This is a genomic window from Mycobacterium neglectum, assembly GCF_002591975.1.
Taxonomy (GTDB): Bacteria; Actinomycetota; Actinomycetes; order Mycobacteriales; family Mycobacteriaceae; genus Mycobacterium; species Mycobacterium neglectum.
Genome location: NZ_NVQE01000022.1, coordinates 86,321 through 95,966 on the forward strand (window position 1 = coordinate 86,321; position 9,646 = coordinate 95,966).

Here is a 9,646-nt window from a genome sequence, read left to right on the forward strand (position 1 = left end):
GGCCATGGGCTCCCATCTCGACCGCGCCAAGCAGTTCTTCGGCCGCGACACGACCGGACTGCTGGACGGTGGCCGATACGCGTTGGTGCACACCCGCAGCCTCGAGTTCGACGACCTGCGGCCGTATGTGCCGGGCGACGACGTCCGCGATATCGACTGGAAGGCGACCGCACGGTCGGGCCACGTTCTGATCAAACGCTTTGTCTCCGAGAAACACCACAAGATCCTGGTGATCGCCGACGCCGGCCGGAACACCGTTGCGCAGGCCCCTTCAGGCGAGCGCAAGCGCGACATCGCATCGCACGTCATCGGCGCCATCGGCCTGATCACACTGCGCCGGTCCGACGAAATCGGAATGGTGTTCGGCGACGTCCGTGGGAGTGTCGACATCCGCCTGCGCCGAGGCGAGACGCACATCGAGAGCATGTTGCATCGGTTTCACCACCATACCGCCACGGCACCGGCACCCAGCAGTGTTGTCACGCAATTGAATTGGGTGGCCAAGCACTACCGTCGTTCGATGTTGATCTTCGTCGTGTCCGACGAGCCAGAGATCAGCGACGCTCTCAGCGAGGTTCTGACCCAGCTCACCGCGCGCCACGACGTGCTGTGGGCCATGGTCGCCGATATGGCTGCGGTCGGGTCCGTCGATGATGAGGACGACGGTTACGACGTCGCCGGTGGCCGCGTCGTACTGGGCGGTACCGCACTCGGCCCACAGGTTGTCGAGGCGTACCGCCGGGCCGAATTAGAACGGCGGGAGCACCTCTCGACCTTCATGACCACGCACGGTGTGCCGCATGCTCGATTCACCGGCAGCACCCGCATCAGGGCCGGACTGACGGCAATGACCGGAGCGTTTGCCCGTGTCAGATGAGCTGGTCGGTTTCGTCATCGGACCCACCCCGTACTCGTCGTGGTGGCTCTGGTTGGCGGTCCTTTTGGTGCTGGTCCTGATCGGCTGGTACGCAGCCGTGTTGGTGTTCACGATGCCGGGGCGACGGATCCGCGGCCTGCCCGTCATCGGAGCCGCCCGCAGCGAACTGGTCAAACGACGGTCCGCCCGGGCGGTGCGCGCCATCGGCGAGCGCTACCGCACCGGTGAACTGGCCGCGGCGCCTGCCGCCGCAGCCGTCAGCCGGGAGGTACGGGCGTTCCTGCACGCGGCGACCGGAGCCAGGGCTGAGTACATGCAGGTGGACGCCATCGCCGCTGGCGAGCTGGCCTCGGCTGCACCGGTTTTGGCTGATCTGATCGACGCCCAGTTCAACGCCGACACCGTCGTCGACGTCGGGGCAGTGAGCGACTCCGCCGAGGAGCTGATCCACTCATGGAGTTGACCTGGTGGGTGGTGGCGATCGCAGGCTGTCTCGGGTTGGCGAGCTGTATCGCGGCGGTGCTACTGCAGCAGAAGCGTTCCCAGCATCGGCGGTTGCGTCTGCTGGCCAACGTCGGGCGGCTGACCCGGCTGCCGGAGTATCGGCGGGCAGCCCGCCTGCGTACCTTGTCGGCTGTGGCTGCCATCGTCGCGTTGACGGTGATCTTCGGTGCCTCCGTGATCGCCGCCGCGCGTCCCGTCGGATTGCCCTCAGCCGCAAAGCAATCTCAGGGAGTTCAGGCCGAGGACATCATGCTGTGCATGGGTGGTCCGCCAGCCGACCCCGCCGTCCGTGCGACACTCCGATACTTCGCCGAACAGGTGACGGCCTTCGGCACCCAGCGCATCGGGTTGACCTCCGCTGATCGGCGGATAGTGCCGCTGACGCGTGACTATCAATTCGCAGCAGCTCGGTTCAATGCGTACGCGGCGGCATCGGAGCAACCGGGCGACGCGGCAACCTGGGTGTCTGGCATCTCCTACGTCAACTACGCCGGGGGCGTCGAGGACGTTATGGCGATGTGTCTGACGGGCTTCCCGTCCTCCGATGAGGAGCCGGCACAACGGCGTTCGCTGATCTACGTCGGACCGGGATCGCTTCGCGCGCCCGGTGACACCCGGCCCACCCTGTTCACTCCCGATGCGGTCCGCGGTCTGGCGGAGGACGCCGGTGTTCAGATCAACGTACTGTTCACCGAAACGCCCAACGGCGCGCTGGACGCTGTGGCCCGCGAGAGCGGTGGCCGCTCGTTCTCCCCGAATTCCAATACGGTCGCCGACTTGACTGAGATCAGAGACCACCCGCCACCGCCGACCGCCGCAACGGACGGTGCCGTCCGTGCGACCGAAACACCCGATATACCAGTGATAGTGGCCCTGGTGGCACTGATTGGCCTGGTGCTGTGGCCGCTGGTGGTGCGGCGATGACGCTGCATCCCGTGCTACCACCGTTACTCCTGGTTGCCATGGCCGCATTGCTGGTTGTCGCGCAGATCCTCGCGCTGCGCCGTTGGCGGGCGTCCGGCCGCAACCGGACGATGCTGTGGCGCTGGCTTCTTGTCACGTGCGCTGCCCTGCTGCTTGTCGTCGCGGCCGCCCGGGTGACGATGGTATCCGGCGATGAGGCCCCCACCCGGATCGCCGGGGACACAGAGCCGAACGTGTTCCTGGTCCTCGACCGCTCACCGGATATGGCGGTGCGCGATGTCGACGGCCGAACTCGAATGGAGTTGGCGCGCGACGATCTCGAGGTGCTCATCGACCGCTATCCGCGTGCCCGGTTCGCCGTGATCGGGTTCTCCTCGGCCCCTTCGCTGGACTGGCCACTGTCGGCCGATACGTGGAGCCTGCGACCGGTCCTGGACACCATCACCCCGTACGCATTCGGTCCCGACGACGTCACACTGACCAATGCCGGCGCGGCGAGCACCGTGCTGCGCTACCAGTTGATCAGCGCGGTCCAGCAGTATCCGCGGGCCACGACGCTGGTCTTCTACCTCGGTGCCGGCGCCCCTGAGTCAGATCTGCCTGCAAGGGAATTCGTTCCACCGGCGGAGGCGGTCGACGGCGGGGCGGTGCTCGGCTACGGAACCCGCGCCGGCGAGCCGACGCTGCGGGGCGTTGCCGGCCAGCTGGGTGTGCCGTTCGTCGCGCGCACCGATGGAGCACCGCTGACCGCGGAACTGCCGGAAAGCAGAACGGAAGAGCCAACGACGGCTCTTGCCTCCGCGGGCGCAGAGACTGAAACATATTGGCTGCCTGCCCTCGTCGCCGCGGTGCTCATCCTGATCGAGCTCTACCTCGTGCTGCGCGACCTGCGACGCAGCAGGTTCGTCAGCGTGGACGTGACGCCATGACCACGCGGATTCGGCTGCGTCGTCGTCTGCTGGTGTTCTCCGCACCGGTGGCGCTGCTCCTCGTCGTCGTCATCGTCAAGTCGCTGTCGGTGGTGATCGCCGGAGATTCTGCCGCCACTGCGTTCGCCGAGCGGCACAACGCCGGATTGCGCCGCGCAGTGGATTCACTCACCGTGCTGAACGTGATCGAGCCGGCCAAGGCGTACTTCGCCGCAGGCAGTCTGGCGGTGCTCGACAACCGTCTCGAGGAGGCGGATCGCCAATTCAGCGAGAGCCTGGCGCGCACGGAGCTTGCCGAATCCTGCGCGGCGCGGGTAAACCTCCAACTGGTCCGCGAGACGTTGGGTGACCGCGCCGCAGCGGTGCTCGACGGGCGGACCGCGATCGCCCGATACGTCGGCGCGCGAACGGTTGTCGAACAAGCTCCCCAGGGTTGCTTCGCTGGAAACGACGACGCGGATTCGCAACGGCGGATTCTCCGCAACGACGCGCTGCCCCGTCTCAATGCGAAGATCGATGCCGCACAGGTCGCGCCGCCCCCACCTCCGCCACCGGCAGGAACGCCGGCCGCACCGCCGCCACCGGCGCAAGCAGGAGGGACCTCCACCGATACCGACGCGCAATTACGCCTCGAACCCGGCACACCGATGGAGCAGCTACAGCAGATTCTGCGTGACGCCGCGGCCTGACCAGTGGCTGATGGCGCTATTCACGCATCCTTCTAAGCTCGCGGCGGGTCCGCTCGGCGAAGCTGTCGGCTCCCATGTGTAGGAACATCTCATGTGCGACGTGCAATTCGGCGCGGCGGTTTTCGCGACGCAGCCACTGTGGCCCCGGGGTTGTAGTGCGGTCCGTAGCAGTGACTGCGCTAGCCGCCGCCGGTGTTGATGTTGGACGACAGCGTGAGCATCTGGCCGTTCTTGCACACGCCCCAGCGGCCGCCCCAGCCGGACGTCCATACGACGGGCTCGCCGAGCCAGACCTGGGTCGGCTTCGGCGGGGCGTGGGGTGGCGGTATCTCACCCTGGGGAAGGGAACACGGTGGCGGCTGGGCAATCGACAGTCCGGCGCCCATGCCGAGGGCTGCTGCGCTCATGCCGCCGGCGATCGCAAGGGCACCCAAAGTGGTCTTGATCGATGGCATCAGCATCACTCCAGCATCACGATTCGAACCGGCTAATTAGTAGAAGTAACCACCCTACGGGATGCTCAAACACGCGGGCAGCACTGTGACACCTGGACCGTAGAATGTAACGTCGCACTATGACTCGAGTCTCGGTGATCACAGGTGGTGCGGGCGGCATGGGGCTGGCCACGGCGAAGATCGTCGGGAGCGACCACACCGTCGTGCTCTGCGATATCAGGCAGGAGCGCCTCGACGCCGCGGCTGACGCGCTGACGGATCTCGGTGTCACGACCACTGCCGTCAACGGCGACGTCACCGACCGGGACGCCGTCACCCGACTGTTCGAAACCGCAGCCGGTATTGGCACGGTTGCCTCGGTCATTCACACGGCCGGGGTCAGCCCGAGCATGGGCGATGCCGACTACGTCATGCGGACCAACGCGGTGGGCACGGTCAACGTCAACGAGGTCTTCTACGAGTCGGCGTCCGAGGGCGCGGCCATCGTCAACGTGGCGTCGATGGCCGCCCACATGCTGCCCGACGAGCTGATTCCGGCCGCGCAGTTCCCGACCGCATTGACCGACGAAGCCGCTTTCATGACGGCGATGCTGTCGGCCTGCGACATCGCCGGCGATGAGGCGCGATCCGGTATCGCCTACGCGATCAGCAAGAGCTTCGTCCGGTGGTACAGCACATCGCAGTGCGAGAGGTTCAACGGCAAGGGGCTGCGCGTCGTGTCGGTTTCCCCTGGTTCCATCGACACCGAGATGGGCCGGCTCGAGGAGCAGGCGGGCGCGGGTGCGATGGTCGCCGACGCCGCGGTCCCACGCTGGGGTAAGCCGGAGGAAATGGGCGCGCTACTCGCCTTCTGCGGCAGTGACGCCGCCGGTTATCTCACCGGCACCGACATCCTCAACGACGGCGGAGTGATCGCCTCGATGAAAGAGCGCGCCAGGGCGGCCGCCCAAAACGGCTGAGCCGCAACGGCGTCAGCCGCGGTACTGCGCAACCTTCGCCGCGTACTCGTCGAGTAGCCGCAGCGACTCGTCGAGCGGCTTGGTGGGCAGAAGCAGCGCCACCTGTCCGAATCCGAGGTCCTCGACCGCGCGCCAATACTCGGGGTCGGCGGGTGTGCCGAACTGAGCCAATGGGACGTCGTGGCCCGCACCCGAACGGAGCTGTTCGATCCGCTTCGCCAGATGTTCCACGGGAAGGGGATTGGAGATCCAGCCCGCTTCGTGCCGAATCACGCGCTTGACGGTGGCATCGGAGTCGCCGCCGATGTAGATGGGCGGATGAGGCTTCTGCACCGGCTTGGGCCGCAGGTACGACGAATCGAAGTCGACGTAGCGGCCGTGATACTCGGCGGGTTCGTTGGTCCACAGTTCCCGGATGGCCTCGATGCGCTCGTCGAGCAGCGCGCCGCGTGTCTTCGGGTCGGTGCCGTGGTGGCGCAATTCCTCGATGTTCCAGCCGGCGCCCACACCGAACACGAACCGGCCGCCGGAGATCAGATCGATACTCGCGGCTTCCTTCGCCGTGATGATCGGATCACGCTGGATGAGCAGCGCGATGCCGGTGAACAGTTCGATCCTGGAGGTCACGGCCGCCGCGGCGGCAAGCGTGACGAACGGGTCCAGCGTCCGGTAGTAGATCGACGGCAACTCGCCGCCCATCGGATATGCCGACTCACGACTTGCCGGAATGTGGGTGTGCTCGGCGATCACGAGCGCGTCGAAACCCCGCTCCTCGATCGCCGTCGCCAGCGATACAGGGTCGATGCCGTCGTCGGTCACGAATGTAGAGATCCCGAACTTCATGAACCGCTCCCATCATCGGATATGTACTGCTTAAGGCCGCCTCGATGAGATGTATTCCCCGTTGGCGGCTGCGCAAGCGTTTTGTCCAAGACCGGGCCCGCGGCGGGGGATGGTTCCCTCGCCGATGGCGAACCGAGGAGTCACGCTGGCGCGCAGGGGTTTTCCGGGTGGATTCCGGTCTGCGTCACCAGACGCGAACCCAGTCGACGAGCATCTCCGCGGGGTAGGTGCCGCCGCTGGGATCGCCGCCGCCGGAACCGGCGACCGCGAGACCCAAGATCGGGAACAGCGTGTAACCGGGAGTGTTGAACTGGTAGTTGGGCAGGCTGGCGGGCGTGACGGTGAAGTACGGTGCCGCACCTTCGGTGTGGTCCAGCCAGAAGCTGATGCCTGACTCCGTCCACTGGGCGCGCCATCGGTGCCATGCACTGTCCGGCGCGATGGTGTGGCTGACGTTTTCGCCGCCGTTGAGGTTGGCGTGGACGGTGGTGCCCGGGGCCCAGCTGCCGTTGCCGTACCACTCGATGATGTCGACTTCGCCGCCGTTGTCCGGACTGTTGTTGGCCAGATACCAGGCCGGCCAGCATCCCGGTGTCAGGCAGTTGAACTTGACCCGGGCTTCCCAGGTGGTGTTGATGGGGCCCCGGTATCTGCCGAAGAGCTTGCCGCTGTAGTACGTGTCGCCCTCCTTGGCGGCACGAAGCACCAGATTGGACTTGCCGTCCAGGAAGAGGTTCTTCCGGTCGTCGCGGTACTGGCCGACGTTCCCAGGCAACTCCCAGAAAGTGGGGTCCTCCATGGTCTCGCGCTCGTAGGCCGGCTCCCACTTCGAGAAGTTCGGGGCCGATCCAGCCTTCCCGTCGAAGTTATCTTCGAACAGGTAGGTGCTGGTCGACGGCTCAGCGTTGGCGGTGGGCAGGGGCATGGCGGCCGCCAGCGCGCCGATGCCGGCCAGTTGCATGACGCTTCGGCGATTCAGTTCAGGCATTCCAACAGGAAAGCCCTTCTGGCTGCCGAGCGCAAACTCCTTCGATCTTGAGGTGCGTCCAACTACCGTCGCCCGAATGAGCGATGCGGCGGAGACATCCACCCAGTCCGGGCCGACGCGCGCCCCCACGAGCACCCGGCGGGCGGTGCTCAACACCATGAAGGGCTCGGCAGGCAATCTCGTCGAGTGGTACGACGTCTACGTCTACACGGTCTTCGCGTCCTACTTCGAGGCGCAGTTCTTCGACAAGGCCGACACCAACTCGACGGTCTACATCTACGCGATCTTCGCCGTCACCTTCGTCATGCGACCGGTGGGATCGTGGTTCTTCGGTCGCTTTGCCGACCGCCGCGGCCGTAAAGCGGCACTGATGTTCAGCATCACCGTCATGTCGACGTGCTCCTTCGTCGTGGCGGTCATGCCAACGCGCGAGAGCATCGGCTACTGGGCGGCGGTGATCCTGGTCCTCGCCCGGCTGGTGCAGGGGTTCGCCACCGGCGGCGAGTACGGCACATCGGCGACGTACATGTCGGAGGCGGCGACGGCTAATCGGCGTGGCTTCCTGTCCTCGTTCCAGTACGTCACGCTCGTCGGCGGCCACGTTCTGGCCCAGTTCACGTTGCTGATCGCGTTGCAGTTCCTCGACGACGACGCGATGCACGAGTGGGGCTGGCGGATCGGCTTCTTCATCGGTGGCATCGCCGCACTCGTCGTCCTGTGGATCCGGCGCTCGATGGACGAGTCGCTCAGCGAGTCACATCTGGAGTCCATCCGTGAGGGCAAGGACCGTGAGGCGGGCTCCTTGAAGACGTTGTTCACCACCCACTGGCGGCCCCTGCTACTCGTCTTCCTCATCACCGCAGGCGGTACGGTCGCCTTCTACACCTACAGCGTCAACGCGCCCGCAATCGTGAAGTCCACCTTTGGATCTGACCGCGCGATGACGGCGACGTGGGTCAACCTGTTGGGGCTCATCTTCCTGATGCTGCTGCAACCGGTGGGCGGTCTCATCAGCGACCGCGTCGGACGAAAGCCCCTGCTGGTCTTCTTCGGAGTGACCGGCGTGATTTACACCTACGTGCTGCTCACCTATCTACCGAAGACGACGTCGGCGGTCATGGCGTTTCTGATTCTGGCCGTGGGCTACATCATCATCACCGGTTACACGTCGGTGAACGCGATCGTGAAGGCCGAGCTGTTCCCCGCTGAAATCCGGGCGCTGGGAGTGGGTTTGGGTTACGCCCTCGCGAACTCCGCGTTCGGCGGCACGGCCCCGCTGCTGTACCAGGCGGCCAAGCCCGATCACATCACCTTGTTCATCATCTACGTCACAGTGATCATCGGTGTGAGCCTGCTCGTGTACATCTTCGCGCTGAAGAACAAGGGCGAAACAGTGCTCGATCGCGAGCAGGGCAGTGCCTGGATGGTCCCGGTTCCCTCAACCGCTCGATGACCGGATGGTCCCGTCAAGGACTGACCAACTGCGCAGCAACAACTGACGAATTAGCTGTCGTCGGACTGCGGGCTCCGGTCAAGGCCGGAATGGTGCCAGGGCAAGAAAGTGATCTTGAATCTGGTTGGGGCGCAGTCCAAACGAATTCCTGACTGATCCGTCAAAATCCGGCGATCTTGAGGTTATGGCGGCGTACAGTCAATTGGCCAGCAGAAGTCGTCATCACGGACGAGGGGGTTCTGTAATGCCAACACTCACACGCAAATTCATCCTCGCGCTCATGTTCGCAGGAATCATTGCGACGACGTCGGGTTGCGTCATTCCGATCACGATCGACTGCACCCCATTCGCCTGCACCCCGTAGCGATACGCGGCGTGTCGGGTCCGGTGCCGCCGGGCACCTAAGCCCTGCGCGTCAACACATCTCACGGCTACGCGCGGTCGCGCATGTCCGCAGCCCGAACTTGTCGGACCCTTCTGTTTTGATGGGGTTATGTCCTCGACCGCCACTTCTGACGCACCTGTTGTGCGTCCGGTGGATCGTCTGGAGGTGTTGTTCGGCGAGTTGGGCGAGTTGATGGGTCAGCGCAACGCCATCGATGGGCGCATCGTGGACATTGTGGCCGAGATGGACCACGACAATTTGGTGGGCATCACCGGGGCCCGCTCGATCGCGGCGTTGGTGGCGTGGAAGACCGGTAGCTCGGCCAGAAACGCCGCGAAGGTCGCCACCATCGCCCACCGGCTGCCGCAGTTCCCGCGCTGCGCGCAAGGTATGCGTGAAGGATGGCTATCGCTGGATCAGGTGGGCATCATCGCTGAGAAAGCCGGCGAGGGATCTGATGAGCATTACGCAGCCCTGGCCCGGTGTGCGACCGTCAGTCAGCTGGGCACCGCTTTGAAGGCCGAACCACCGCTAGAACCCGAACCCGATCCCTGGAGCAATACCGACCCCGACCCTGACTGCGCACCCCCACCTGAGCCCGAGCGGCCGCCCTCGATCACCAAAACCCACAGCGACGAGC

11 protein-coding genes are annotated in these 9,646 nt (G+C 65.2%); 8 read left to right on the forward strand and 3 right to left on the reverse strand.

Going from position 1 to position 9,646, the window contains the following annotated elements:
- Window positions 1–4 precede the first annotated feature (4 nt).
- The 5 genes from CSQ99_RS18120 to CSQ99_RS18140 are packed head-to-tail and all read left to right on the forward strand — an operon-like array spanning window position 5 to window position 3,923.
- Window positions 5–877, forward strand: a complete 873-nt coding sequence (locus CSQ99_RS18120; RefSeq protein WP_099040389.1) for a DUF58 domain-containing protein — start codon at window positions 5–7, stop codon at window positions 875–877.
- Entirely contained in the window at window positions 867–1,340 is a 474-nt protein-coding gene (locus CSQ99_RS18125) for a hypothetical protein (protein ID WP_099040390.1), read from the forward strand. The genes CSQ99_RS18120 and CSQ99_RS18125 overlap by 11 nt, the downstream gene beginning before the upstream one ends.
- Window positions 1,331–2,305 carry a hypothetical protein gene (locus CSQ99_RS18130; RefSeq protein ID WP_099040391.1) on the forward strand — a complete coding sequence of 325 codons (975 nt, stop codon included), beginning with the start codon at window positions 1,331–1,333 and terminating at the stop codon, window positions 2,303–2,305. The genes CSQ99_RS18125 and CSQ99_RS18130 overlap by 10 nt, the downstream gene beginning before the upstream one ends.
- Complete coding sequence (locus CSQ99_RS18135) at window positions 2,302–3,234, forward strand: vWA domain-containing protein (protein ID WP_099040406.1); 933 nt, start codon at window positions 2,302–2,304, stop codon at window positions 3,232–3,234. The genes CSQ99_RS18130 and CSQ99_RS18135 overlap by 4 nt, the downstream gene beginning before the upstream one ends.
- Window positions 3,231–3,923 (forward strand): hypothetical protein, encoded by a 693-nt coding sequence (locus tag CSQ99_RS18140; RefSeq protein WP_099040392.1) that lies wholly within the window; start codon window positions 3,231–3,233, stop codon window positions 3,921–3,923. The genes CSQ99_RS18135 and CSQ99_RS18140 overlap by 4 nt, the downstream gene beginning before the upstream one ends.
- 179 nt (window positions 3,924–4,102) lie before the next feature.
- On the opposite strand, the gene CSQ99_RS18145 is transcribed toward CSQ99_RS18140, so the two are convergent.
- Entirely contained in the window at window positions 4,103–4,378 is a 276-nt protein-coding gene (locus CSQ99_RS18145; protein WP_099040407.1) for a hypothetical protein, read from the reverse strand.
- A gap of 119 nt (window positions 4,379–4,497) precedes the next feature.
- Between CSQ99_RS18145 and CSQ99_RS18150 the strand changes: the two genes are divergently transcribed.
- Window positions 4,498–5,337: an SDR family oxidoreductase gene (locus CSQ99_RS18150; protein WP_099040393.1), complete on the forward strand. Its 840-nt coding sequence runs from the start codon at window positions 4,498–4,500 to the stop codon at window positions 5,335–5,337.
- 12 nt (window positions 5,338–5,349) lie between these two features.
- On the opposite strand, the gene CSQ99_RS18155 is transcribed toward CSQ99_RS18150, so the two are convergent.
- Both CSQ99_RS18155 and CSQ99_RS18160 read right to left on the reverse strand, forming a co-directional pair.
- The gene (locus CSQ99_RS18155) at window positions 5,350–6,180 is read right to left on the reverse strand and encodes an LLM class F420-dependent oxidoreductase (RefSeq protein ID WP_099040394.1); all 831 of its coding nucleotides are present in this window, start codon (window positions 6,178–6,180) and stop codon (window positions 5,350–5,352) included.
- A 184-nt stretch (window positions 6,181–6,364) separates the two neighbouring features.
- Entirely contained in the window at window positions 6,365–7,168 is an 804-nt protein-coding gene (locus CSQ99_RS18160; RefSeq protein WP_099040395.1) for a glycoside hydrolase family 16 protein, read from the reverse strand.
- 76 nt (window positions 7,169–7,244) lie between these two features.
- On the opposite strand from CSQ99_RS18160, the gene CSQ99_RS18165 reads away from it, so the two are divergent.
- Together CSQ99_RS18165 and CSQ99_RS18170 are read left to right on the forward strand one after the other, a co-directional pair.
- Window positions 7,245–8,621 (forward strand): MFS transporter, encoded by a 1,377-nt coding sequence (locus CSQ99_RS18165; RefSeq protein WP_099040396.1) that lies wholly within the window; start codon window positions 7,245–7,247, stop codon window positions 8,619–8,621.
- Between the two features lie 493 nt (window positions 8,622–9,114).
- On the forward strand, window positions 9,115–9,646 hold a 532-nt coding region (locus CSQ99_RS18170; RefSeq protein WP_141562694.1), incomplete at its 3' end, for a DUF222 domain-containing protein.